This window comes from Paraburkholderia silvatlantica, from assembly GCF_003096715.1.
Lineage (GTDB): Bacteria > Pseudomonadota > Gammaproteobacteria > Burkholderiales > Burkholderiaceae > Paraburkholderia > Paraburkholderia silvatlantica.
In genome coordinates this window covers 245766-270341 of record NZ_QEOL01000005.1, presented here as the reverse complement: position 1 = coordinate 270341, position 24576 = coordinate 245766, and the positions used below count along the sequence as shown (strand labels likewise).

Genomic DNA, 24576 nt, shown 5'->3' with positions numbered 1-24576 from the left:
GCCGCCGGCATATGGATAGAACAAAAAGTCGTTTCGCGCCGCGCGGCGCGCTCTCTAAGATGACGTTTTCCAGCCTTCCAGGCCTCGCGGCTGCGTTGCCCGATCGAGCACGAGCCAGGTCTCATTGCATTTCAGGGAGTCCCCCTTGAGTATTTCCGATTCGCAACGCCGCCCGCTCGTGGTGGGAATCGGCGGCACGACACGCGCCGCCTCGTCGACCGAGCGCGCGCTCGCTTTCGCGCTGCGCGGCGCCGAAGACGCCGGCGCGCGCACGCAATGGCTCGGCGGCACGTTCCTGCACACGCTGCCGCACTACGCGCCCGAAGACCCCGTCCGCACCGACGCCCAGCTCGAACTGATCGAAGCCGTGCGCGCCGCCGACGCCGTCATCATCGCAACGCCCGGCTATCACGGCGGCGTGTCCGGGCTCGTGAAGAACGCGCTCGACACGCTCGAGGAACTGCGGGCCGACAAGCGCCCGTACCTGGACGGCCGCGCGGTGGGCTGCATCGTCACGGCCTATGGCTGGCAGGCTGCGGGCTCGGTGCTGACCTCGTTGCGCTCGATCGTGCACGCGCTGCGCGGCTGGCCAACGCCATTCGGCGCGGGCATCAACACGCTGGAGACGCGCTTCGAGAGCGCGCAGCAGTGCTCCGACGCCAAGGTCGCCGAACAGCTCGCAACGGTCGGCCGCCAGGCGGCGCAGTTCGCGCTCGCGTTCGGCGGCCAGGAACACTACGCGGCGCCGCTGGCGAGCGCCTCGAACAGCGCCGGCGCCGCGCAAGCCGCCAACGCGCCGCGCACCGAAAAACGCCTGAGCCTCGCTGTCTGACACGCTGCCCGATTCTCTCCTCGTCGCCCACCCGCACGCCCTTGAGCGCGCGGGGCGCGAAACAAACGTTCCCCAACCCACATTGCCGGCGTCGCGCGGCGCGCTTCGCGTGCGCCATCCCACAGACGCTGCATTTCGTCCGGTCCACATTGAAGCCGGATTCACCCCTCGCCTCATCCGGATCATTCTGCTGACCGTTCCAGGCCACACGTGATTTGCTTGCGACGAATGATTGGTTCCATCGACAAACGGCGGCCCGTACGCTGGTCCGTATCGGCGCCGTGAGTGAGCTGCAAAGCACACGCGCCGCCCAGAACGAGAACCCGGGCAAATCAGCAGAAGATCAGCAGGAAGCGCGGCCATGAACACACCATTACGCTACAAAGGCTACGTCGTCGCCCCCAGCGCGCGGCAGCTCCCGAACGGCCTCTTCGCCGCCAATCTCACCATTGGCACGCAGCCGGGCGCGCAGCATTCGTTCGACGAACTCGATTACTTCTTCGAAGAAAGGCACGCGCTCGCCTACGCCTGCCGCTGGGCGCGCATGTGGATCGACCAGCAGCGCCGCTGCGCGTGACGGCGCATGGTTCCTTACCGTTGTGACAGAATAGGAGTCATACCCCCTTCACGCTAGATGCTCATGTCCGACACCCTGACGCATCCGGACGAAGGCGCAGCCTTCATCTCCGAACAGGACGCCGCGCTGCGGCACTGGACTCACGGCACGCCAGGGCCCATCGAGATCGGATCGGACGAACACCGCAAGATGTTCTGCCGGATGCTGCTCGACACCCACGATCCGTACCGCCCCGCCGTGCTCGACTGGCCAAAGCTCGAGCCTGACGTGCTCAGCCGCCTCACGTCGCTGCCGATCTGGGACATCGCGGTGCAGACCGAAGGCCGCGCCTCGATCCGCGTGCTGACTTACGCGCAAACCCTCAGTGACCCGCTGCTGCGCAAAGCGATCGAGATGGACGCCGCCGAGGAAGCGCGCCACAAGGTCGTGCTTTCGCATCTCGTGCAGGCCTACGGCATCGAACTTGCGCCTGAACCCGCATACCCGCCGCCCAAAAGGGCGGAATGGGCGTGGATGTTCACCGGCTACAGCGAGTGCATCGACAGCTTCTTCGCGTTCGGCCTGTTTCGCTCGGCGCAGCGCTCGGGCTTTTTCCCGCCAGATCTCGTCGAAACCTTCGAACCGGTGATCCAGGAAGAGGCGCGCCACATCCTCTTCTTCGTCAACTGGGTCGCGTGGTACCGCAAGAACATGCCCTGGTGGCGCAGGCCGTGGCACGCCGTGCGCGTCGCCGCCATCTGGTTCATGCTGGTGTGGGAGCGGCTCGCGATCGCGCGAGGCATCGACGCCGACGGCAACGCGCGCGATTCGAACTTCCTGCCCGCGAACCGCGAGGTGCTCGGCGACTCGCTCGATCCGCGCGAGTTGATCGAACTCTGCCTCGAAGAAAACGACGCGCGCATGAGCGGCTACGATGCGCGCCTCTTGCGGCCGACGCTCGTGCCCACGCTCGCACGCTTCGCGCTGCGCCTCTTGAAGAAGTAGCGCCACAACGTAAAACGCACGCGTTGCTGGCATGGCTCTATCGCCGTACGAGGAGAACGCTGCATGACCTGGACTGTCGACCAGCAACTGGAACTGAGCGCAACGCAAGCCGTCGAGGCCATCCAGGCCGGGCAACTGAAGGCCGCCGACTATGTCGCCACGCTGCTGGCGCGCGCGCAGGCGCTCTCCAACCTCAACGCGCTAACCGTGCTCGACGTGGAAGGCGCGCTCGCGGCCGCGCAGCGCATCGACGCGCTCGGCGCAAACGAACGTGCGCGTCTGCCGCTCGCCGGGCTGCCCGTGGTCGTGAAGGACAACATCAATACGCGCGGCCTGCAAACCTCCGCGGCCACGCCCGCGCTCGAGGGCTTCGTGCCCGCGCGTCACGCGCCTTCGGTGCAGCGCCTCGTCGATGCCGGCGCGATCTTGCTCGGCAAGGCCAACATGCACGAGCTGGCATTCGGCATCACCAGCACGAATCTCGCGCCGCATGCGGGGCCCGTGCGCAACCCCTGGGATCCCGAACGAATTCCAGGCGGCTCGTCCGGCGGCACGGCGGCCGCCGTTGCGGCGCGCATCGTGCCCGCCGGACTCGGCACCGACACCGGCGGCTCCACGCGCATTCCCGCCGCGCTGTGCGGCATTGTCGGCTTGCGCCCGAGTGTGGGCGACGGCGGCACGCAACGCCGCTATCACGACCCGCAGGCCGTCGTGCCCATCAGCCATACGCGCGACACGGTCGGGCCGATGGGGCGCACGGTAGCCGATGTCGCGCTGCTCGACGCCGTGATCACCGGGCACGGCCCGCTCTCGCCGGCCGCCGTGACGAATCTGCGCATCGGCCTGCCCGCGCCGCTGTGGGAAGGTCTCGAAGCGGCACTCGAAGACGTCGCGCGCGCCGCGCTCGCGAAACTCGAAGCCGCGGGCGTCACGCTCGTACCGGTCGAAATGAGCGAGTTGCTCGCGCTGAACGACCGCGTGAGCTACGCCATCGCGCTGCACGAGCCCATCGAAGATCTCGCCGCATGGCTCGTTGCGAACCGCGCACCCGCGCAAACCGTGGCCGAGGTCGCCGCGCGCATTGCGAGCCCCGACGTGCGCGCGGCCTACGACGCCGTGCTCGCCGACGCGCGCGGCGCCGACTATCACGGCGCGATGACGGTGTGGCGGCCGCGCCTGCAGCAGCTCTATGCGCAGACTTTCGCGGCCAGCGGCCTCGACGCACTGCTCTTTCCCACGACGCGGCTCGCCGCCGTGCCGATCGACGAACTGAATGGTTCGTCTCGTGTGTCGATCGACGGCGCGGCGCCGATCGACGAGATGGAGGCGTATCTGCGCAACACCGATCCCGCGAGCAACGCCGGCATTCCGGGCCTCGCGCTGCCGGCAGGTCTTGTCGACGCGCGCTTGCCCGTCGGGCTCGAACTCGACGGACCGGCCGGCGGCGACCGCAGGCTGCTCGCGATCGGTCTTGCGTTCGAAGCGATTCTCGGGACGCTGCCTGCGCCGGAAATTTAAGCGCATAGGACGCCCGATGTGTCACGGGCATTGCGCTACACTGCGCGCTGCACCGCGACGCTGGCTGGCTTCGCACCGCGGCGCGTTTGATCGAATGAACCCAGATACTTCGTGCCGATGCGACCCTTGCGCCTTGCCCCTTTCATGCAGATGTCCCGGCTTGCCGCAGCCACGGCGGCAGTCGTTGCGCTCGCCGCCACCGGCGCCTGTGTGCGCCTCTCCGCGGTCGACTCCAACGGTCTCTGGAAAGTCGTCGGCGGCCAGTGCGTGCCGAACATGCGCGACAAGGGCCAGCCCGGCCCCTGCACCACCGTCGACTTCCAGAAGCGCTATGCCGTGCTCAAGGACATCGCAGGGCGCGCGCAGTACCTCGTGATTCCCACCGACCGCGTGGCCGGCATCGAGAGCCCCGAAATTCTCTATGGCGGCGCGCCCGAATACTGGGTAGGCGCATGGGGCGCGGGACGCTTCGTGGAGGCAAAGCTCGGCACGCCGCTCGCCGGCAATCAGCTTGGCCTCGAGATCAATTCCTCCGAGCGCCGCACGCAGAATCAACTGCATATCCACGTCGATTGCATGCGCACCGACATCACGAAAGCGCTCGCGCCGTATGACGACATCGCGCCGGGCACGTGGCGCTGGACCACGCTCGACGGCTCGCGTTACCGCGTCACGCGCGTGACGAGCCTCTCGGACAGCCATAATCCGTTTCGCGTGGTCGAGCGCGACCTCGGCCCGAAACAGACCATGGCCGTGCAGACGATACTCGTGACGGGCGCAGGCCCCGATGCCGGGCGCGATGGCTGGCTCGTCGTGAACAGCGGGCTCGATGTCGACGGCGGAACCGGCACTGCGGAAGGCCTGCTCGACCATTCGTGCAGCCTCGCGCAAACGCAGAGCGCTTCGCAGTAACGCGCAGTCGCGGGCGACGCGCAATCGCGCCGCCGCGCGCCAGATTCCTTCAATGTGCGAGCCCCGCCGCGCCCGGAGCCGGTTGACTCAGCATCGGACCCGTTGCCCACGCGTCCAGTCGAGTCGCGCCGATGCGCTCGCGCAGCCACGCATCGAAGGTCTTCTGCAATTCCGCATGCCGCAGGGCGAAGTCGACCGTCGCCTGAACATAGCCGAGCTTGGTGCCGCAGTCGTAGCGCTTGCCAACGAATTCGTAGGCCAGCACCTGCTCCTCTTCGCGCATGGAATGTATGGCGGGCGTGAGCTCGATCTCGCCGTTCGCACCGGGTTTCAGCGCACGCAAATGCTCGAAGATGCTCGGCATGAGCACGTAGCGGCCGGCCACGCCGAAGCTGGACGGCGCCAGTTCGGGCGTAGGCTTTTCAATGATGCGGCTCACACTGATCACGCGCTCGTCCCAATGCCGGCCGTCGATCACGCCATGAGTCGTCGACTCGCACGATTCGAATTCTTCCACGGCGAGAACCGAGGAATCGTAATGGCTGAATATATGGACCATTTGTGCCAGAACCGGAGGCTTGCCGTCGAGCAGATCGTCCGCGAGCACGACCGCAAACGGTTCGTCGCCAATCAGCTTTTCCGCGCAAAGCACGGCATGCCCGAGCCCGAGCGGTTCGGCCTGCCGGACATAGACGCACTCGACATTGGCCGGCTTGATGTTCTGCACGAGCTCGACGAGATTCTGCCTGCCGCGCGCCCTCAGCACGTGTTCGACCTCGTAGGACTTGTCGAAATGATCTTCGATGACGCGCTTTCCGCGGCCCGTCACGAAGATCAGTTCGGTAATCCCTGCGCCAATGGCTTCTTCAACGGCATATTGAATGAGCGGTTTGTCGATGACCGGCAGCATTTCCTTTGGGCTCGCCTTCGTTGCCGGCAGAAAGCTCGTATCGATTCCCGCCACCGGGAACACAGCTTTACGAACACCAAGCATGATGACCTCACCTGTCTGGTAAAGAGGCAGTACGGCCATGGCGAAGGGTGCGGGATTTGCATCCGACCCCGGATCTTTTCATGGGGTGAATTATTCGGCGACACGTTCCCGGGTATTCGGCCGGAAAGGTCCGCCAAAAAGCCACGCTCAATCATCGCACTGTTTTTGCGCAAAGTGCGCGCGAGTGAACGCGGGCCACATGCGGCAGACGCAAGGCATGCCATTGCCCGCGGCTCGGAGCGATTACCTGGCATGTAATTGGCGAGCCGCGCATGGGCGCCTATCCTCGAGATACGATCGAGTCCGCACCGACCTGGAAGAACCGATGAGCCCTATGCGCCCCGACCCACACGCGCCGCAAAGCGAACTTGGCACCCTGCTGCGCTATTGGCGGGATGCGCGCGGCGTGAGTCAGCTCGATTTGTCGCTGGACGCCGGGATTTCCCAGCGGCAAATCAGCTTCATTGAAAGCGGACGCAGCGTGCCGGGCCGCGACACGCTGCTGACCCTTGCACAGACGCTGGACGTGCCCCTGCGCGAGCGCAACGCCCTGCTGCTCGCCGCCGGCTACGCGCCCGTCTATTCGGAAGCGCCCTGGAACGCGCAGGAAATGCAGCATGTCGTGCGGGCGCTCGAACGGGTCGTTCGCCAGCACGATCCGTTTCCGGCCATCGTCATGGACCGGCACTGGAACGTGCTGATGACCAACGACGCCGCGCCGCGCTTCTTCGGCCGCTTCGTCGACATGGCCGCGCGCACTGGCCCGCGCAACCTGCTGCGTCTGATGTTCGATCCTCAGGGCATGCGCCCGTTCCTCGCGGACTGGGAGAACGTTTCGCGAAGCCTTCTGCAGCGCGTATACCGCGAAGCGGTCGGCCGCGTAATCGACGACGAAACACGCACGCTGCTCGACGAATTGCTCGCGTACCCCGGCGTGCCAGGCGACTGGAAAACGCACCACGGTTCGGCCGGGACGCCCACCATGCCGGTCATTCCACTGAGTTTCATCGACGACGGCACGGTGCTTCGCTATTTCTCGATGGTGACGAGCGTGGGAACACCGCAAAACATTGCCGCACAGGAATTGCGCCTCGAATGCATGTTCCCCGCCGACGACGCCACCGAAGCGCGGCATCGGGAACTGCTCGCGGCGCATGCGAAGGAACGCTGAGCGTCTCCCAACCGCAGGCGCGATTCAAGCCGCTTCGAGCACGAGCAATTGCGCGCCGTCGGCCACCTGATCGCCTACGCCATACAGGACTTCGGTGACCTTACCCGCTGCAGGTGCGCCGATCGTGTGCTCCATCTTCATCGCCTCCATGACGATGAGCGGCGTGCCCTTCTCAACCACGGCGCCCGGCTCGACCAGCACCGCGATCACCTTGCCCGGCATGGGCGCGGTCAGACGGCCCTCGCCGTGCTCCGCGTCGGCCGCATGCGCGAGCAGGTTCTGCCACTCGAACGCCATCGCCGTGCCGAGGCAGAACACATGAAACACGTCGCCGTCGATGAATACGCGGCCCGTCACGCGCGTTTCGCCAAGGGTCGCGCCGTATTCGTCCGCGCCCTCGCCGCGCCACCACGTGTACCTCCCCACGTGCCCCGCACAGGCGAGGGTTTCCTCGCCGCCGTCATGCGTATGCGCCACAGTGAACGCCGTATCGCTTGCCACATCGCGCCAGGAGAGCGATTGCGCGAAGCCGCTATTCAGGCGCCAATGCGAAAGCGCCTGCCACGGCGACGCCCCATGCGCCGCGCCGCCCTCACGGCCGAGCAGCGCCGCACACGCGAGCGCGAGCGCTTCGCGAACCGGTTTGTGCTGCGGCGAGAACAACGCGTCATGGTTACGCTCGATCAGGCCCGTGTCGAGATCGGCGCCTGCGAATGGCCCACAGGTCACGAGCCGCTGCAGAAATTCGACGTTCGTATGCGGCCCCACCACCTCGCACGCTTCGAGCGCACGCTTCATACGCGCAAGCGCGTCCTCGCGCGTGGCGCCATGCACGATCAGCTTCGCGATCATCGGATCGTAGAACGGCGTAATGGTGTCGCCTTCGCGCACGCCGCTGTCGATGCGCACGCTCGCGCGCTGGCCCGCGTCTCCGAGGCGGAACTCGACGCCCTGGGGCATGCGCAAGTGCTTGAGCGTGCCCGTGGAGGGCAGGAAGCCGCGCGCCGGATTTTCCGCGTAAATGCGCGCCTCGAGTGCGTGGCCCGTGATCGAAAGCTGCGCCTGCCCGAGCGGCAGCGGCTCGCCTGCCGCCACGCGCAACTGCCATTCAACGAGATCGAGACCCGTGACCATCTCCGTTACGGGGTGCTCGACCTGCAGGCGCGTGTTCATCTCCATGAAGTAGAAGTCGGCGCCCGTCATGATGAATTCGACGGTGCCCGCGCCCTCGTAATGCACCGCGCGCGCCGCGGCCACGGCGGCCTCGCCCATCGCGCGGCGCACCTCGTCTTCGAGGCCCGGCGCGGGCGCTTCTTCGAGCACTTTCTGGTGACGGCGCTGCACCGAGCAGTCGCGGTCGAACAGGTAGACCGCGCCGCCATGCTTGTCGGCGAACACCTGGACTTCGACGTGACGCGGCCGCGTGAGGTACTTCTCGATCAGCACACGGTCGTTGCCAAAGCTGCTGGCCGCCTCGCGCTTGCACGAAGCGAGCGCCGCCGCGAAGTCAGCGCTGCGCTCGACCACGCGCATGCCCTTGCCGCCGCCGCCCGCGCTCGCCTTGAGCAGCACGGGGTAGCCCATTGCATCGGCTTCGCGCTGCAGGAACCCGGGGTCCTGGTCGTCGCCGTGGTAACCCGGCACGAGCGGCACGGCCGCCGCATGCATCAGCGCCTTCGCGGCCGCTTTCGAGCCCATGGCGGCGATTGCGTCGACCGGCGGCCCGATGAAGACGATGCCGGCCGCTTCGCACGCACGGGCAAAGTCTTCGTTCTCCGAAAGAAAGCCGTAGCCGGGGTGGATAGCCTGTGCTCCCGTGGCACGCGCGGCTTCGATGATGCGCTCATAGCGCAAATAGCTCTGCGCTGCCGCCGCTGCGCCGATATGCACGGCTTCGTCGCAGGCTGCGACGTGCTTGGCGTTCGCGTCGGCGTCCGAGTACACGGCCACGCTCTTCACGCCGAGCCGCCTGCACGTAGCCGCAACCCGGCATGCGATTTCGCCGCGGTTGGCAATCAGGATCTTGTTGAACATGTGCTGTCCTCGCTTCGTTTCCTGCTTCTTGCCTTATTGATCGCGCCAGCGCGGCGTGCGCTTCTCGAGGAACGACGACACGCCGTCGCGCCCCTCCTCGCTCGCGCGAATGCGCGCGATGCGAACGGCGGTGTCTTCGATCAAGGCGTTGTCGATCGTCTGGCCCGCGATGTCCTGCACGAGCTGCTTGCACTCGCGCACGGCATTCGGGCTGTTCGCGCAGAGCGTTTCGGTGATGCGTTGCACGGTGGCGTCGAGGGCTTCGGCGTTCACGGCTTCGCTCACGAGGCCGAGCCGCTGCGCGGTGGCGCAGTCGAACGCTTCGGCCGTGACGAAGTAGCGGCGCGAAGCCTGCTCGCCCAGCGCGCGAATCACGTAAGGTGCGATCGTGGCGGGCATGAGACCGAGGCGCGCTTCGGAAAGGCAGAAGTGCGCGGTTTCCGCGGCCACCACGATGTCCGCGGCACACACGAGACCCATGCCGCCAGCGTAGGCGTCGCCATGCACGCGTGCGACAACCGGCTTCGGGCAGCGGTAGACAGCCGCGAGCATCTGCGCGAGACGCATAGCGTCCGCGCGATTCTCTTCGTCGGAGTACCCGGCCATCTTGCGCATCCAGTTCAGGTCCGCGCCTGCGCAAAAGGCCTTGCCGTTGCCGGCGAGCACGATCGCGCGCACGTCGTCGCGCGCGCCCAGTGCGGCGAACGCGGCCGTGACATCCGCGATCATCGCTTCGTTGAATGCATTACGCACTTCAGGACGATTGAGCGTAACAGTGGCCACGTGTCCGGCGACTTCTACGGTGAGCGTTTCGTATTGCATTGTCCGGTCCTCAATGCATCACATGCGGAACACGCCGAAGCGCGTCTCTTCGATCGGCGCGTTCATCGCGGCGGAAAGGCCCAGGCCGAGCACGTCGCGCGTTTGCGCCGGGTCGATCACGCCGTCGTCCCACAGGCGTGCGCTCGCGTAATACGGATGGCCCTGCAGCTCGTATTGATCGCGAATCGGCTGCTTGAACGCATTTTCTTCTTCGGCGCTCCACGTGCCGCCCTTCGCTTCGATGCCGTCGCGGCGCACCGTGGCGAGCACGGATGCGGCCTGCTCGCCGCCCATCACCGAAATGCGCGCGTTCGGCCACATCCACAGGAAGCGCGGCGAATAGGCTCGGCCGCACATGCCGTAGTTGCCCGCGCCGAACGAGCCGCCAATGATGACCGTGAATTTGGGCACCTTTGCCGTGGCCACTGCCGTCACCATCTTCGCGCCATTGCGCGCGATGCCCTCGTTCTCGTACTTGCGGCCCACCATGAAGCCGGTGATGTTCTGCAGGAACACCAGCGGAATCTTGCGCTGGCAGCACAGCTCGATGAAATGCGTGCCCTTGAGCGCCGACTCGGAAAACAGAATGCCGTTGTTCGCGACGATGCCGACCGGGTGGCCCCAGATGTGCGCGAAGCCGGTCACGAGCGTGGTGCCGTAGCGCGCCTTGAATTCGTCGAACGCCGAATCGTCCACGATGCGGGCGATCACCTCGCGCACATCGAAAGGCTTGCGCGTATCCACGGGAATCACGCCGTAAAGGCTTTTCGCGTCGAAACGCGGCGGCAGCGGCTCGCACAGCGCCACGGGCGGCGTTTTCGTGCGGTTCAGATTGCCGACGATCGAACGCGCAATGGCCAGCGCGTGCGCATCGTTCTGCGCGAGATGGTCGACCACGCCGGACAAGCGCGTGTGGACGTCGCCGCCGCCCAGGTCCTCGGCGCTCACTTCCTCGCCCGTCGCCGCTTTCACGAGCGGCGGGCCGCCCAGGAAAATCGTGCCCTGGTTCTTCACGATGATCGACTCGTCGCTCATGGCCGGAACGTACGCGCCGCCCGCCGTGCACGAGCCCATCACCACCGCGATCTGCGGAATGCCCTGCGCAGAGAGATTCGCCTGGTTGTAAAAGATGCGGCCGAAGTGATCGCGGTCCGGAAACACTTCGTCCTGATTCGGCAGGTTCGCGCCGCCCGAATCGACGAGATAGACGCACGGCAGGTTGTTTTCCCCGGCGATTTCCTGCGCGCGCACGTGCTTCTTCACCGTGACCGGATAGTACGTGCCGCCCTTCACCGTGGCGTCATTGCAGACGATCACGCACTCCTGGCCCGCAATGCGGCCAATGCCCGTGATGATGCCGGCGCCCGGCGCGTCGTCGTTGTACATGCCGTAGGCCGCGAGCTGCGAAAGCTCCAGAAACGGCGTGCCCGGATCGAGCAGCTGCGCGATGCGATCGCGCGGCAGCAGCTTGCCGCGCGAGAGGTGCTTGTCGCGCGCGGCCTCGCCGCCGCCAAGCGTTAGCTTCTGGATCTTCTCGCGCAGGTCCGCGACGAGCGCTTCGAGTGCCGCGCTATTGGCCTTGAAGTCTTCCGAACGCGGATTGAGCTTCGATTCGATGACCGGCATCCCATCCTCCGTGAATGGCTCAGGATTACATCGTTTCCGCGAACAGCTCGCGGCCGATCAACATGCGGCGAATCTCGCTCGTGCCCGCGCCGATTTCGTAGAGCTTCGCGTCGCGCCAGAGACGCCCGACCGGATACTCGTTGATATAGCCATTGCCGCCGAGAATCTGAATAGCCTCGCCGGCCATCCACGTGGCCTTTTCCGCAGTGTAGAGAATCACGCCCGCGCAGTCCTTGCGCACCTGGCGCACGTGGTCCTTGCCGAGCGTATCGAGCTGGCGGCCCACCGCGTAGAGATAGGCGCGGCACGCCTGGCAGGTCGTATAGAGGTCCGCGACCTTGCCCTGGATGAGCTGGAATTCGCCGATCGCCTGACCGAACTGCTTGCGGTCGTGGATATACGGCACGACCGCGTCCATGACCGCAGCCATGATGCCGGTGGGGCCGCCCGCGAGCACGGCGCGCTCGTAGTCGAGGCCGCTCATCAGCACTTTCACGCCGCCGTTGAGTTGGCCGAGGATGTTCTCTTCAGGCACTTCCACGTCCTGGAACACCAGTTCGCCCGTGTGCGAACCGCGCATGCCGAGCTTGTCGAGCTTCTGCGCCACCGAAAAGCCTTTCATGCCCTTCTCGACGATGAACGCCGTAATGCCGCGCGAACCCGCTTCAGGCTCGGTCTTCGCGTAGACGACCAGCGTGTCGCAATCCGGGCCGTTGGTGATCCACATCTTCGTGCCGTTGAGCACGTAGCGGTCGCCCTTCTTTTCGGCGCGCAGCTTCATGCTCACGACGTCCGAGCCGGCGTTGGGCTCGCTCATGGCGAGCGCGCCGACGTGCTCGCCGGAAACGAGCTTCGGCAGATATTTGCGCTTTTGCGCCTCGCTGCCGTTGCGGTGGATCTGGTTCACGCACAGGTTCGAATGCGCGCCGTACGAAAGGCCCACCGATGCGGACGCGCGCGAGATTTCCTCCATCGCGACCATGTGCGCCGTGTAGCCCATGTTCGCGCCGCCGTATTCCTCCGAGACCGTCATGCCGAGCACGCCCAGGTCGCCGAACTTGCGCCAGAGGTCCATCGGGAACTGGTCGGTGCGGTCGATTTCGCCCGCGCGCGGCGCGATTTCCTTCGCCGCGAAGCCGGCGATGCTGTCGCGCAGCATTTCGACTTCTTCGCCAAGCGGGAATTGCAAACCGGGTACGTTGCTCATGTGTGTCTCCAGGGAATCTCGAACCGGGCGTAGCTTCGCCCATGGACGCACATTTCACGCCAGATTTACGTTAACGTCAATAGGTATTTCTGAGTGACGCTCAAGTTGTCATATAGATGAAATCTCCTTGTCCAGCCGCGCTTCTTTCATGGATAATGAATTTCACTTTGACGCAAATTGAATCAAGCTCAACATGGAAGCCGTTGCCCGCAAAGCCGTCCTGCCCGCGTCGCGCCGCCAGCCGGCGGGCCGCAAATCGCAGCAGCGCGTGCGCGAGATCCTGCAGGCGGGGCGCGAGGTGTTCTCGGAAAAAGGGTACGCACGCGCCACCACGGCCGAGATCGCCCAGCGCCTCGGCGTGTCCGAGGCGACGGTGTTCAGCTACTTTCGCGGCAAACGGGAGCTGTGCGCGCGCGTGATCGGCGACTGGTATGACGAATCGATCGCCGCGATCGAAGGCGGCCTGCCGCGCGAGGGCACCGTGCGCCAGCAGTTCGCCTTCATCGTGCGCATGCATCTGCAGTTGATGCTGGAGAGCGGCACCGGCATCTGCGAACTGGTGCTCTCGGAAGGCCGCACGCGGCACCACGATCTGAGCGAAGCGCTCATGGAAATGCAGCGCCGCTACACGGCGCCGCTCATGCGCGTGCTCGCGCGCGGCCAGGAAAGCGGACAGATCCGCAACGACCTGCCGCTGCGGCTGCTTCGTTCGCTGGTATTCGGCCCCATGGAGCACGTGCTGTGGGACGCGACGCTCGCCAACCGCCGCACGGACATCGACGCCACGGCCGAGCGCCTCGTGGACGCACTCTGGTCTGCGCTGCAGCCGCCCAACCTCGAACTGGCCGCGCTCGCTCAGTTCAGCCAGGACGTGGGCGAAGCCGTGCGCCGGCTCGAGCGCGCACGCGCCGCACGCTAGCCGGCGCGCCCCGTACGTACGCCGTACGCACTTCGGACGCCCTTTGCGTCCAGCCAGCCCCGCGCCTCTTGTAACAACTCGAAAAATCGCTGCAATTCGCGTAATTGCATTGGTTCCGGCATTGTCTTAGCGTTCGATAACTGGCTGGCGCGCGCCGTTGCTCCGGCCTGCCCGTTTCTGGAGATCGTGTGTGAGAAGGTCGAAACTGTTTCTCGGGGCCGCCGCGGCCGCGCTTGTCGGCGTGTGCGGTACAGCGCAGGCGGCGCGTGTCGGCGTGTATTTCGGCGCCGGCGTGCCGTATTACTATCCGGTCGCGCCCGTGCCCTACTACTACGCGCCGCCACCCGTCATCGTCGCGCCGCCGCCGCAGGCGCCCGACTACATCGAGCAGGGGCAGGCTGGCGCCCCCGCCATGGACCCGCAGCAAGGCCCCGTCAACGCCGCGCCGGGCGATGCAGCGGGCGACCAGCAGTCAAACGCCGACACCTGGTATTACTGCGACGAGTCGAAAACCTACTATCCCTATGTCAAGCAATGTTCGTCGGGCTGGCGCGCGGTTCCCGCCCAGCCGGCGCCTTCGAACTGAACACCCTGAAAATATCGAGCCGCACATGAAATACACGTATCTCGCGCTACTCGCCACGGCGGGGCTGCTGAGCGCATGCGCCGTGACGCCCACGGGGCCGAGCGTGATGGCGCTGCCCGGCACGGGCAAGACCTTCGATCAGTTCCGCGCCGACGACGCGAACTGCCGCCAGTTCGCCTTCCAGCAGGTTGGCGGCGTCACCGCGAACCAGGCGGCAACCGGCGCCGGCGTGGGCAGCGCCGTGGTCGGTACGGCGCTCGGCGCAGCCGCGGGCGCTGCATTTGGCGGCGGCCAGGGCGCGGCCATCGGCGCGGGCGCGGGCCTGCTCGCGGGCAGTGCAGTCGGCATGGGCAACGCACAGGGTTCCGCGTGGGACGTGCAGCGCCGTTACGACTACGCTTATCTGCAATGCATGTACGCCACCGGCAACCGCATACCGGCGCCCGGCAACATGACGATGTCGCAGCCCCGGCAGTTCCAGGCGCCCCAGCAGCCGTTCCAGACAGCGCCGCAACCTCGCTATTTGCCGCCACCCCCGCCAGGGTCGCCGCCTCCGCCGCCCGGCGCATATTGACCGCATAAAAAGGAACGCGAGGCTCACGCATCTGCGCCGGCCTCGCGTTTTGCTCTGGATTCCGAATAACCCGAATCAGTGCTCGTCGAATTCGAGCGCCTTGCCGTTCCACACCACACGGCGCATCTCGCCAGATTGCGGGTCGACGAGTGTCATTTGCTGCGCGGCGTGGACAGGATCGGGTTTCGCATCGCGGTCCGTCGCGGACCTGGATTCGAGCAGCGGCTGCAACACCGGCGCGAGCGACTTCAGCAGTTGCACGGACAACGCACTCGTGAACGTATAGCGCGCCGCATAGGGCTCATGCACCCATGCCGTAAGCGTGCCGTAGAAGCGGTTGCCGATCACGAACACGAAGGTCGCGCTCCGGTTCACCTTGCGCGATTCGATGAGCCGCGCACCCGGGGCGTACACGTTGAAGCGCTGGTCGCCGGTGCCGGTCTTGCCGTACACGGGCAGCGTCTTGCCGTCGGGGAGCGTCATGCCGTCGGCGAGGCGCTTGGCCGTACCGCCCTCCACCACCGACGTCAGCAGTTCGCGCACCACTTGCGAAATTTCGGGCGAAATCAACGCCTGCGGCGGCGTGGACGCATGAACGAAGTGCGTCTCGTACGGCGTGCCGCGCGCGAAGTCGAGCGACTCGAAGCTGTGCGTCGGCAACTTTTCGCCGTTGCTCGAAATCAGGCCGATGAGCTGCGCGAGCGCAGCGGGCCGGTCCCCCGACGCACCGATCGCCGCGCCAAAAGAAGGCGTGATGTTGTCGAACGGATAACCGACCGCGCGCCATGACTTGCCGATCGCGTCATACGCGCGCAGTTCGATCATGCGGCGAATGCGCCGGTTTTGCGTAGCGTGATACTTCGTCTTGAAGAGCCAGCTGTAGGTGTAAAGGCGCGTGTCGCGGCTCTCCTGCTGAACCTGCGCGAGCGTCGCATCCGGGTGCACGCGCAAGTCATTCAGCAGCCACAGTTCGAGCGGATGAATGCCCGCAATGTAGCCGCGGTCGTTGAGATTGAATTTGTCGATGGCGTACTTGTCGTAGTAGCGCGCGAGGTCTTCGTCGTCGAGCCACTGGAACTTCGTGTTCTTGAGTTGCGCGCGCATCTGTGCATCGAACCACGGCAGTTTGCCGTCGGGTTTCACGCTGCGCAGCACGGTAGCAATGCGCGCCGGACCCTTGCGCGTGTGCTGCAGCAGGATCGCCAGCGCTTCGTCGTTGCTCTTGCCCGCGTAGCGCGTGTAGAAGCGCTTCATGTAGACCTGGCTCTCACCATCGGCAAACTGCGTGAGAAAGCGCGTGCGCGTGACAGGGTCGTCGAGCCACTGCGCGGGCGGCCCCGAAGTCTGGATCATCTCGTAGTGGACGATATCGCGCATGAGCCGCACGAACACCAGATTCACCGAATGCTGGAACGCGCGGTGCACGGTGAGAATCTGCGCGTTGTCGCTCGACTCGAAATTGTTGAAGCTCTGCGCGCCGCCGCCGGTGTAGAACGTCTCGCCCGGGCTGGCCGAGTACTTGCGCTCGACGGCCGCTTCCAGCATGGCATGCAGCGAGCGGTCCGACGTCTTCGAAAGATAGTCGATCGCCCAGCGCGTGAGCGCGTCGCTCGGGTCGACTTGCGGCAGCATCGCGCGCAACGACTTCGCGTCGTCGGCCGAGTAGCGCGCGTGCAGCGCGCTTACGATCTGCAGATACGTCACGAGCGTGCGCAGCTTCGCCGTCGACCCCAGATTCAGGCGTGCGCCCGAGTTGATGTCGAACGGCTGGTTCACGCTGTCCGTTTGCACGCGCACGAGGTTCTCGCCGCTGCTGCGCTCGAACAGCGTGAAGCTATACGCGATCTTCGATGGATCGTCGGAGGGGCGCAGCATCTCGAAGCCCACGAGACCCGCCTGGCGCGCGCCGTCCTTCGTGGCGGCGTCGGCGAGGCGGTCGCTCACGGCCTGCTGCACGCTGTCGACGAGCGTGGCCGTGGCGGTGAGATCGAGGCGGTCGAGGTCGTAAAGCGTCTTCAGCCCCAGCGCCTGCATGAGCTGGGTGCGCAGCGTCAGCACCGCCTTGCGCTCCACGAATGAAACCGGCACGCGCTGCGATGGCTTCGAGCGGTCGAGCGTGAGCTGCGTGGCGAGCGCGGCGTCGCGCAGCGCCGGCGTAATCACGCCGCCGGCGCCGAGCAGGCGGATATAGCTGTCGGTCAGCTTCGCGAGCGCCTCGTTGTTCTTTTGCAGGAAGTACGAAGGCGCGCGCTGGGCGATCAGCAGCGAGAGCACCTGACGGAACGCCAGCGCCTGCGCATCGAGCGTCTCGGGCGTAAGCGGCGCGCGCAGGATGCGATTGACATCGCGGAAGTCGCGCCCGTACCAGGCGGCGAGGCCGTCGCCCAGACCGTTGACTTCGCCCACGCCCGGCTTGGCGGAAAGCGGCACCGAATTCAGGTAGTGCACGAGAATCTGCTGGCGCGCGGGCATGGTCTGCGGGCCGTCCAGATACGCGCGCAGCGAAGCGGACGCGATCTGGCGCAGCTTCTCCGGCGGCGTGGAGGTGCGGCCGCCCGTCGAGTGCCTGAACTTCTCGATCTGCGTGGCGAGCGTGCTGCCGCCCGGCGTTTGCTGATGCCGGTTCACGAGACGCGCCCCCTGGTCGACGAGCGCGCGGCTAAAGCGCCCCCAGTCGATGGCGGGGTTGCGGTTCGGCTGGTCCTGGGCCAGCAGGTATTTGTCTTCGATGAAAAGCAGCGAGTCGCGCACCACGGCCGGCACCGCGTCGAAATTCTCGTAGGCGCGCTGCGGATAACGCGTATGAAAGAGCGTCGCACCCGACGCGTCGCGCAACACGATCCCGGCCTGATCCTTTTCTTCGAACGGAAGGAAAAGCCCCTGGTCGGCCACGGCGATCATGCGATCTGAATCGCGCGCCTGCGCGGCGATCGCGAAACCGCGTTCCGCAAGCCGGTTCTCGAAGGTGGGCAGTTGCGCATAACCGAGCCGCACGTCGTACGGCCCGTTTGTGGTGGGAAAGCGGATGCTGTGGCTCGGCCCGTTCTCGACCGTAAAGCCTATGTCGCGCGTGAGTTCGGAGAGGTAGCGCGCCTGCAGGCGCGACGTGTCGATTTCGATCTGAACGATGCGCGCGATGATGACGAGGGCGGCCAGAAACGCGACGACGAATCCCCACTTGACCCACCTGAAGAGTGAGCCGGCGCCAGCGGCGCGAACAGGAAAGCGTACCGATGGGCGGTTCATGCGTATTCTCCTGACGTCACGTCAGATTTCCAGACGGCACCCCTTAAGTAGTCTATCTCGCTCCGTAGGTTCTTGCGCGCCAGTATGTAGGGCTTCGCACGCACGTCGCACTGCCGCAACACCGATGCCCGGCGCGCGACAGTTTTGCGGCAGCGTCGTGGCACGCGACATGCTCCCGATATAATGATTGGCCATTTCGTTGGAAACCGGGAAATATGAAGAAGCTTGCCGTGCCCCTTGCCCTATCCCTCACGCTCGGCGCGTGCGCGTGGTTTCAGAGCGACCCGGACGCTGGCCAGCCGGTTATCGATTCCACAACCAACCGGTCGGTCCAGGACGTGATCTCGTGCCTGACCGTGGAAGCCTCGCGTCACGGCGCCAGCTTTACCACCTCGCCGCTGCCGCAAGGCCAGATGCTGGAGTTCGGCGACTCGAACGTCATCAAGATCCGCACCGACAATGGCGCGACGACCTACCGCTATTACGCCGGCAAACGCCACGCCTCGAACCTGTGGATCGAGGGTGCGAGCAAAACCTGCGCGCCTTGAACTTTTGACGGGCCGTTTTTGCCGGCTCGCCGCCGGGTTTGCGCCGGGTGGCCCTTCCTGTCCTTCTATTACAGCCTTTTTGCGTGGATGCGCGCCGTGTAGCGCGCTGACACATTTTCGCCGGGCGTTTTAAGAATCGCTTAAGTCTTCGTCCGCATCATCGCTCCACCTAGAAGAAACGAACGCTGCAGGAGGTTCCGTGAAACAGCAAGACCCGCAAATCCAGGCGACAAGTCAGGCCGAGGCCGACAGCGAGGCAACGCCCGGCGCGAAGCCTGCCCGCCGCACCTTGTTGCGCCGGTTGCTGAGCCATCACGAGCTGGCGACCCTCCTGTTGCTGCTGCATGCGCCGATCGACGCGCGCGCCAAACCGGAAATTCCGATGCTCCAGGAAGCCGGCCTCGTCGAGCAGGTGCAGGACGACGCCGGTGACCCGCGCATCCGCCTCACGAAGGAAGGCAACGCCGTACTGCAAGGACTCGGCCTCGCACGCTGAGGTTGCCGCGCACCGCCGCACCGGACAAAAGAGACGGCGGCACGCCATGCGTGCCGCCGTCTCTTTTTATCGAACTACAGAATGAGTGAGCTTCACCGTCTGCTCGCAGCGGCGCGCGAGCGTCCTGACGGGCCGCGCGTCTGGCAGCTTGCAGGCTTCCTGTAGAATCGCGCTCTGGCCTGAAGTCGTCGCACGTCCGCCCACCCTCCGGACGCGCTGTTGCCGTGCCCCACCCTTGCGCCCGCCTATCCGACGACCGCCGCCCCGCGCCACGCGCGCACCAGGCAAATTCGGCCATCACGGCGTCCACACGCGCCACATACAACGTCGTACATAACAACACCCTGGTTTTTCGGAAATGCAAGCAACAGAAATTGGCGTGCGCACGCCTGCCGCTGCGCGCGCGCTCACGCGCAGCGACTACAAGACGCTCGGGCTCGCCGCACTCGGCGGCGCCCTCGAGTTCTACGACTTCATCATCTTCGTGTTCTTCGCGCCGGCTATCGGCCAGTTGTTCTTCCCCGCAACGATTCCCGACTGGCTGCGCCAGCTGCAGACTTTCGGCATCTTCGCGGCGGGCTACCTGGCGCGGCCGCTCGGCGGCATCGTCATGGCGCACTTCGGCGACCTGCTGGGCCGCAAGCGCATGTTCACCCTCTCCGTGCTGCTGATGGCGCTGCCCACGCTCGCCATGGGCTGCCTGCCCACCTTTGCTTCGATCGGCGTGCTCGCGCCCGTGCTGCTGCTCGCGCTGCGCGTGCTGCAAGGCGCGGCCGTGGGCGGCGAAGTGCCGGGCGCGTGGGTGTTCGTCTCCGAGCACGTGCCGCGCCGCCACATCGGCTATGCATGCGGCACGCTCACGGCGGGTCTCACGTTCGGCATCCTGCTCGGCTCGCTGATCGCCGCGGCCGTCAATCATCACTACGCCCCGAGCGACATCGCCGCCTATGCCTGGCGCATTCCGTTCCTGATTGGCGGGCTGTTCGGCATGTTCTCGGTGTATCTGCGCCAGTGGCTGCACGAAACGCCCGTGTTCGCGGAGATGAAGGCGCGCAAGTCGCTCGCCGGCGAAATTCCGCTCAAGGCCGTGCTGCGCGACCACGGCCGCGCCGTGATCGTCTCGATGCTGCTCACGTGGATGCTCTCGGCCGCCATCGTCGTCGTGATCCTCATGACGCCGCCGCTGCTGCAGAAGCAGTTCCATCTCGACGCCACCACGTCGCTCCTCGCGAACTGCGTGGCGACGCTCTTCCTCACGGTGGGCTGCGTGAGCGCGGGCGCGCTCGCGGACCGCTTCGGCGCGCGCCGCGTGCTGGCCATTGGCGGCATCGCGCTCGCGATCTCGTACTACACGCTGTTCCGCCAGGTCGCCGTGGACAGCTCGATGCTCATGCCGCTTTATGCGCTCTGCGGGCTGCTGGTCGGCACGATCGGCGCGGTGCCCTATGTGATGGTGAATGCGTTCCCGCCCGCAGTGCGCTTCTCGGGCATCTCGTTCTCGTACAACGTGGCGTACGCCGTGTTCGGCGGCCTCACCCCGATCGTCGTCGCGCTGCTGATGAAGTCCGCGCCGCTCGCGCCCACTTACTATGTGGCCGCGATTTGCGTGCTCGGTGCGATCACGACGCTGTTCTTCAAGGACGCGCACCGGGAGCAGTAAGTGCGCCGCAGTGCGCACGGAATGCGCACAGGACGGCCGCCACTGGTCAGGCACCATTTGCCGCCGGCTTCGACGATTCACCTCGCGCTGAAACGTCGAAGCCGGCGAGCGCCCTACCATGGGCGCATGAATACCTCACACCCCACCCCTGTCCCCCACGCCCATTTCACGCCCGCGCTCACGCGTATCGTCGCGACGGTCAGCGTCGGATTCGTCGTTACGCAGCTCGATGTCACCATCGTCAATATCGCGCTCGCGCGCATCGCATCCGATCTCCATGCGAACGTCGCGGGCCTGCAATGGATCGTCGACGCCTATACGCTCGCCTTCGCCGTGCTGATGCTCTCGGGCGGCGTGCTCGGCGAGCGCTATGGGGCGCGCCGCCTCTACGCCGCCGGGCTCGTGGTGTTCGCCCTCGCCTCGCTGGCCTGCGGGCTCGCGTCCGATACGGTCGTACTGATCGCCGCCCGCACGCTGCAAGGCGCGGGCGCGGCGGCCATGCTGCCCAATTCGCTCGCGCTGCTCAACGAAGCGTGCCGCCACGACCGGGCGCTCAGGGCGCGCGCAGTGGGTTTCTGGACCGCCGCCGGCGCCATCTCGATCGCCGCCGGCCCGGTGGCGGGCGGTCTGCTGATCGCGGCGTTCGGCTGGCGCAGCATTTTCCTCGTGAACCTGCCGCTATGCGCGGCGGGCCTCTGGGCCACGCTCGCCTGGATTCCCGCGCCGCGCCGCCATGCGCACGATTCCAGCGCCGCCGGCGCGCCCTCCGCGCGCAGCCTCGACACGCGCGGCCAGTTGCTCGCCATCGTGACGCTCACGGCCTTTACGGGCACCGTGATCGAATGGCGGCCGCTCGGCCTCACGCACTGGGCCGTGGCGGGCGGCTTTGCGCTCGCGGTCGTGGCGGGATTTGCGTTCGTCTCGCTCGAAGCACGCGCACGCGACCCCATGCTGCCGCTTGCCATGCTGCGCAACCGCACGTTCAGCGCGGCGGTGCTATTCGGCATCTGCGTGAATCTCACCTATTACGGCACGGTGTTCGTGCTCGCGCTCTATCTGCAGCATGCGCGAGACGAAACGCCATTGCAGGCGGGCCTCGCGTTCATCCCGCTCACCGGCGGCTTTCTGCTCTCGAACATCGTGAGCGGCCATGTGGTGGCGCACTACGGCACGCGCCGGCCGATGATCGTCGGCGCGCTCGTCGCGGGTGCGGGCTACGCGTTGCTGATCAGCGTGGACGCCTCGACGCCGCTCGTCTTCGTGCTGCTCGCCTTCCTGCTCATTCCCTCCGGCATGGGTCTGGCCGTACCGGCGATGACCACGGCCGTGCTTTCCTGCGTGGAGCCGGCGCGCGCAGGGACGGCCTCGGCGCTGCTCAATACGGCGCGTCAGGCGGGCGGTGCGGTGGGGGTGGCGGCGTTCGGCGCGCTCGCGGGCGGTGCAGGCGCGGCGCAGGTGGTCGCCGGCCTGCGGGCGGAAACCGCGGTTTCGACGGCGCTCCTGCTCATGGCGGCCGGACTCGCCTGGTTCGTGAGAACCGATGCGGCGCATGCGCCGCCGCGCCGCGCCACGCCGGCGCGCGTGAACGAATCGGAAGCGCGCTGAGGCTACAGCGAACTGGCGTGCCGAACTACAGCGACGCCTCCTGGATTGCCCCGGAGTCGATTGCGCGGGCGATCAAGCCGTCGTCCTGCGCCTTGCGGATGGCGTGAGCGATCAGCTGCTCGGGCTCCTCGAGTTCTGCCTTGAGCGCGCCAATGAGCCCGGAGGCGTCGAGGATCACCAGTGTCTTCGCGGAATCCGCGTAGCTGATGAACACGCGCCGCGTGCCGTCTTCCGCAAGACTCGCGCAGAACTGCCCGGTCTTGCCTGCCACGTTGAAGTCGAAGTTCTGTATCAAGGCCTGCTCCCTCTACTCCCGGTTGCCCGGTGATTGTGATTCGACACTCGCGCCGCCGCGCGAAGGCGTCAGCCTCGCAGGCCGCCGCCGCGCGGCGCACGCAACCCGTCAACGGAAGCACGTCCCGCGCCCGTCACGGTCAGCAGCAGGAAGCCGCCCGCGATCGCCACGTTCTTCCAGAAATGAATGACCGCATCCTGTTGCGCCGCGGCCTGGGTCATGTTCCAGAAGTCATGGCCGAGTATCGCCGTGACGATAGCGTACACGGCCAGCAGGAACGCAACCGCGCGCGTGCGCACGCCCAGCACGATCGCAATGCCGCCGAGCACCTCGATGACGGTCGCCACGATCGCGCCATACGAGGCATACGGCACGCCCTTCGAGTGCAGGTAGCCGACGAACCCCGCGTATCCCAGCAGCTTCATGGCACCGCCCCAGAGAAACAGAATGGCGAGCGCGACGCGGGCGATGAAGATGATGAAGGAATCGGCGGGACGGGTCATGAAGGGCTCCGGTATGCAATATCGGAATGACCGCGAGACGCACGCTCAGTTCCCTCGACGTGAGGCGGCAGTGACAGACGAGGCGGCACGCGCAAAAGGCGCGCCACGCGCGGGAGCGAAATGAACCAACCTGGGAACTAATCCGGGAATTGATTCGGAATGCTATTGAATTTATCTGACGAGCCCTGTCGCGATCCGTTCGCGATGCGTTCAGGCAAACGCGCAAACCGGCGCGGCGCTGGCACGCTCAATGCTTGTGACGCATGCCGTGCGGCCGATGCGCGTCGAGCCAGCGAGTCAGGCGCGCCTCGAGCGTGCCTCTGCTGCGGCGCGACACGGCCCACATGGCCGCGCACACCAGCAACATGACGCCTGGTCCGAGCAGATAAGCAGCAACGGTTTCCCTCATGGCAGTCTCCTCTGCGCGACGCCACAGTCCGTGAGATTTTTCATTCTAGGCGATAGTGCGGCATACGGTAAACGTCGTTCACGAATGCAGCAGAAACATAAACCCGAGGTTTTCATATATCCGTTCCCGGCGGCTTCCTTACCTCAGACGTAATCGCCTTGCCCACGCATTTCGCTAGAATCGCCGGCATGAACACGCTCGCTTCCATCCTGCCCGCCGCGGCATCGGGCGCGGGGCGCCGCAGCATCGGCGAGATGCTGCGCGACTGGCGCATGCGCCGGCGCATGAGCCAGTTGCTGCTCGCAACCGAAGCCGGGATTTCGACTCGGCATTTGAGCTTCGTCGAATCGGGCCGCGCAATGCCGAGCCGCGAGATGGTCATGCATCTGGCCGGGCAGCTCGATGTGCCGCTGCGCGAGCGCAACGCGCTACTCGTGGCGGCGGGCTATGCGCCGCTCTATCGCGAACGCGCGCTCGACGACCCGCAGCTCGCCGCCGCGCGCGAGGCTGTCGATCTCGTGCTGCGCGGTCACGAGCCGTATCCCGCCGTGGCCGTGGACCGCCACTGGAATATCGTCGCCACGAACGGCGCGCTCGCTCCGCTCATCGGCGACGCTTCGTCTGCGCTGCTCGCCGCACCCGTCAATGCGCTGCGGCTTTCGCTGCATCCCGAGGGCATGGCGCCGCGCATCGTCAACTGGCACGCGTGGCGCGCGCACCTGCTCACGCGCCTGCAACGTCAGATCGACGCGAGCGCCGACCCGGCGCTCGCCGCGTTGTACGAGGAACTCGCGGCATATCCCACGCCCCCGGGCGTAGCGAACGTGAGCGCCGAGCCGATCGCGCATCACATTGCCGTGCCGCTGCGCGTGCGCACGGGGTCTGGAGAACTGGCGTTCTACAGCACGACCACCGTGTTCGGCACACCGGTCGACATCACGCTTTCCGAACTCGCAATCGAAGCGTTTTTTCCCGCCGATCCGCAGACCGCTCAGGCATTGCGCGACCACGCGTCCTGATGCGCGCAAGGCGACCGCGCCGGGTGCGCCGGAAATATG

At 66.1% G+C, this 24576-nt stretch carries 23 protein-coding genes; 14 read left to right on the top strand and 9 right to left on the bottom strand.

Annotation, left to right across the window (positions count from 1 at the left end):
* The first annotated feature begins 145 nt into the window (after positions 1-145).
* The 5 genes from C7411_RS09370 (at position 146) to C7411_RS09350 (ending at position 4823) form a co-directional block, all read left to right on the top strand.
* Entirely contained in the window at positions 146-832 is a 687-nt protein-coding gene (locus C7411_RS09370; RefSeq protein ID WP_110383526.1) for an NADPH-dependent FMN reductase, read from the top strand.
* 361 nt (positions 833-1193) lie between these two features.
* The gene (locus C7411_RS09365; protein ID WP_042266627.1) at positions 1194-1409 is read left to right on the top strand and encodes a hypothetical protein; all 216 of its coding nucleotides are present in this window, start codon (positions 1194-1196) and stop codon (positions 1407-1409) included.
* A 63-nt stretch (positions 1410-1472) separates the two neighbouring features.
* Positions 1473-2393, top strand: coding sequence for a ferritin-like domain-containing protein (locus C7411_RS09360; protein ID WP_165822770.1), 921 nt, complete (start codon positions 1473-1475; stop codon positions 2391-2393).
* A 63-nt stretch (positions 2394-2456) separates the two neighbouring features.
* Positions 2457-3911 carry an indoleacetamide hydrolase gene (iaaH, locus tag C7411_RS09355; RefSeq protein ID WP_110383525.1) on the top strand — a complete coding sequence of 485 codons (1455 nt, stop codon included), beginning with the start codon at positions 2457-2459 and terminating at the stop codon, positions 3909-3911.
* A gap of 117 nt (positions 3912-4028) precedes the next feature.
* Positions 4029-4823 carry a CDP-diacylglycerol diphosphatase gene (locus tag C7411_RS09350; RefSeq protein ID WP_110383524.1) on the top strand — a complete coding sequence of 265 codons (795 nt, stop codon included), beginning with the start codon at positions 4029-4031 and terminating at the stop codon, positions 4821-4823.
* Between the two features lie 49 nt (positions 4824-4872).
* Here C7411_RS09350 and galU read toward each other — a convergent pair whose 3' ends face one another.
* Positions 4873-5817 carry a UTP--glucose-1-phosphate uridylyltransferase GalU gene (galU, locus tag C7411_RS09345; RefSeq protein WP_110383634.1) on the bottom strand — a complete coding sequence of 315 codons (945 nt, stop codon included), beginning with the start codon at positions 5815-5817 and terminating at the stop codon, positions 4873-4875.
* Between the two features lie 325 nt (positions 5818-6142).
* Between galU and C7411_RS09340 the strand changes: the two genes are divergently transcribed.
* Positions 6143-6988 carry a helix-turn-helix transcriptional regulator gene (locus C7411_RS09340; protein ID WP_110383523.1) on the top strand — a complete coding sequence of 282 codons (846 nt, stop codon included), beginning with the start codon at positions 6143-6145 and terminating at the stop codon, positions 6986-6988.
* A gap of 24 nt (positions 6989-7012) precedes the next feature.
* Here C7411_RS09340 and C7411_RS09335 read toward each other — a convergent pair whose 3' ends face one another.
* The 4 genes from C7411_RS09335 to C7411_RS09320 are packed head-to-tail and all read right to left on the bottom strand — an operon-like array spanning position 7013 to position 12677.
* Positions 7013-9022: an acetyl/propionyl/methylcrotonyl-CoA carboxylase subunit alpha gene (locus tag C7411_RS09335; RefSeq protein ID WP_110383522.1), complete on the bottom strand. Its 2010-nt coding sequence runs from the start codon at positions 9020-9022 to the stop codon at positions 7013-7015.
* A gap of 33 nt (positions 9023-9055) precedes the next feature.
* Positions 9056-9844 (bottom strand): enoyl-CoA hydratase/isomerase family protein, encoded by a 789-nt coding sequence (locus C7411_RS09330; protein WP_110383521.1) that lies wholly within the window; start codon positions 9842-9844, stop codon positions 9056-9058.
* Positions 9845-9862: 18 nt separating this feature from the next.
* Positions 9863-11470, bottom strand: coding sequence for a carboxyl transferase domain-containing protein (locus C7411_RS09325; protein WP_110383520.1), 1608 nt, complete (start codon positions 11468-11470; stop codon positions 9863-9865).
* Between the two features lie 25 nt (positions 11471-11495).
* Complete coding sequence (locus C7411_RS09320) at positions 11496-12677, bottom strand: isovaleryl-CoA dehydrogenase (protein ID WP_110383519.1); 1182 nt, start codon at positions 12675-12677, stop codon at positions 11496-11498.
* A gap of 193 nt (positions 12678-12870) precedes the next feature.
* Between C7411_RS09320 and C7411_RS09315 the strand changes: the two genes are divergently transcribed.
* The 3 genes from C7411_RS09315 (at position 12871) to C7411_RS09305 (ending at position 14756) form a co-directional block, all read left to right on the top strand.
* On the top strand, positions 12871-13596 hold the full coding sequence (locus C7411_RS09315; protein ID WP_110383518.1) for a TetR/AcrR family transcriptional regulator: 726 nt from the start codon (positions 12871-12873) through the stop codon (positions 13594-13596).
* A gap of 190 nt (positions 13597-13786) precedes the next feature.
* Positions 13787-14182 carry a hypothetical protein gene (locus tag C7411_RS09310; protein WP_110383517.1) on the top strand — a complete coding sequence of 132 codons (396 nt, stop codon included), beginning with the start codon at positions 13787-13789 and terminating at the stop codon, positions 14180-14182.
* A 25-nt stretch (positions 14183-14207) separates the two neighbouring features.
* Positions 14208-14756 carry a glycine zipper family protein gene (locus C7411_RS09305; RefSeq protein ID WP_110383516.1) on the top strand — a complete coding sequence of 183 codons (549 nt, stop codon included), beginning with the start codon at positions 14208-14210 and terminating at the stop codon, positions 14754-14756.
* A gap of 75 nt (positions 14757-14831) precedes the next feature.
* Here C7411_RS09305 and C7411_RS09300 read toward each other — a convergent pair whose 3' ends face one another.
* A complete protein-coding gene (locus C7411_RS09300) occupies positions 14832-18002 on the bottom strand; it encodes a transglycosylase domain-containing protein (protein ID WP_110383515.1) in 3171 nt (1056 codons plus the stop codon).
* Between the two features lie 215 nt (positions 18003-18217).
* Here C7411_RS09300 and C7411_RS09295 point away from each other — a divergent pair, with 215 nt between their 5' ends.
* From C7411_RS09295 to C7411_RS09280, 4 genes are all read left to right on the top strand, one after another.
* Positions 18218-18550: a hypothetical protein gene (locus tag C7411_RS09295; RefSeq protein ID WP_110383514.1), complete on the top strand. Its 333-nt coding sequence runs from the start codon at positions 18218-18220 to the stop codon at positions 18548-18550.
* Positions 18551-18770: 220 nt separating this feature from the next.
* Positions 18771-19046 (top strand): hypothetical protein, encoded by a 276-nt coding sequence (locus C7411_RS09290; RefSeq protein ID WP_110383633.1) that lies wholly within the window; start codon positions 18771-18773, stop codon positions 19044-19046.
* A gap of 358 nt (positions 19047-19404) precedes the next feature.
* On the top strand, positions 19405-20706 hold the full coding sequence (locus tag C7411_RS09285; RefSeq protein ID WP_110383513.1) for an MFS transporter: 1302 nt from the start codon (positions 19405-19407) through the stop codon (positions 20704-20706).
* Positions 20707-20832: 126 nt separating this feature from the next.
* Entirely contained in the window at positions 20833-22311 is a 1479-nt protein-coding gene (locus tag C7411_RS09280; RefSeq protein WP_110383512.1) for an MFS transporter, read from the top strand.
* 25 nt (positions 22312-22336) lie between these two features.
* On the opposite strand, the gene C7411_RS09275 is transcribed toward C7411_RS09280, so the two are convergent.
* The 3 genes from C7411_RS09275 to C7411_RS37385 all read right to left on the bottom strand — a co-directional run bounded on the left by C7411_RS09275 (position 22337) and on the right by C7411_RS37385 (position 23518).
* Positions 22337-22606 (bottom strand): hypothetical protein, encoded by a 270-nt coding sequence (locus tag C7411_RS09275; RefSeq protein WP_110383511.1) that lies wholly within the window; start codon positions 22604-22606, stop codon positions 22337-22339.
* 68 nt (positions 22607-22674) lie between these two features.
* Positions 22675-23109 (bottom strand): DoxX family protein, encoded by a 435-nt coding sequence (locus tag C7411_RS09270; protein WP_110383510.1) that lies wholly within the window; start codon positions 23107-23109, stop codon positions 22675-22677.
* Between the two features lie 247 nt (positions 23110-23356).
* Entirely contained in the window at positions 23357-23518 is a 162-nt protein-coding gene (locus tag C7411_RS37385; protein WP_165822769.1) for a hypothetical protein, read from the bottom strand.
* Positions 23519-23706: 188 nt separating this feature from the next.
* On the opposite strand from C7411_RS37385, the gene C7411_RS09265 reads away from it, so the two are divergent.
* Entirely contained in the window at positions 23707-24537 is an 831-nt protein-coding gene (locus C7411_RS09265; RefSeq protein WP_110383509.1) for a helix-turn-helix domain-containing protein, read from the top strand.
* Positions 24538-24576 lie beyond the last annotated feature (39 nt).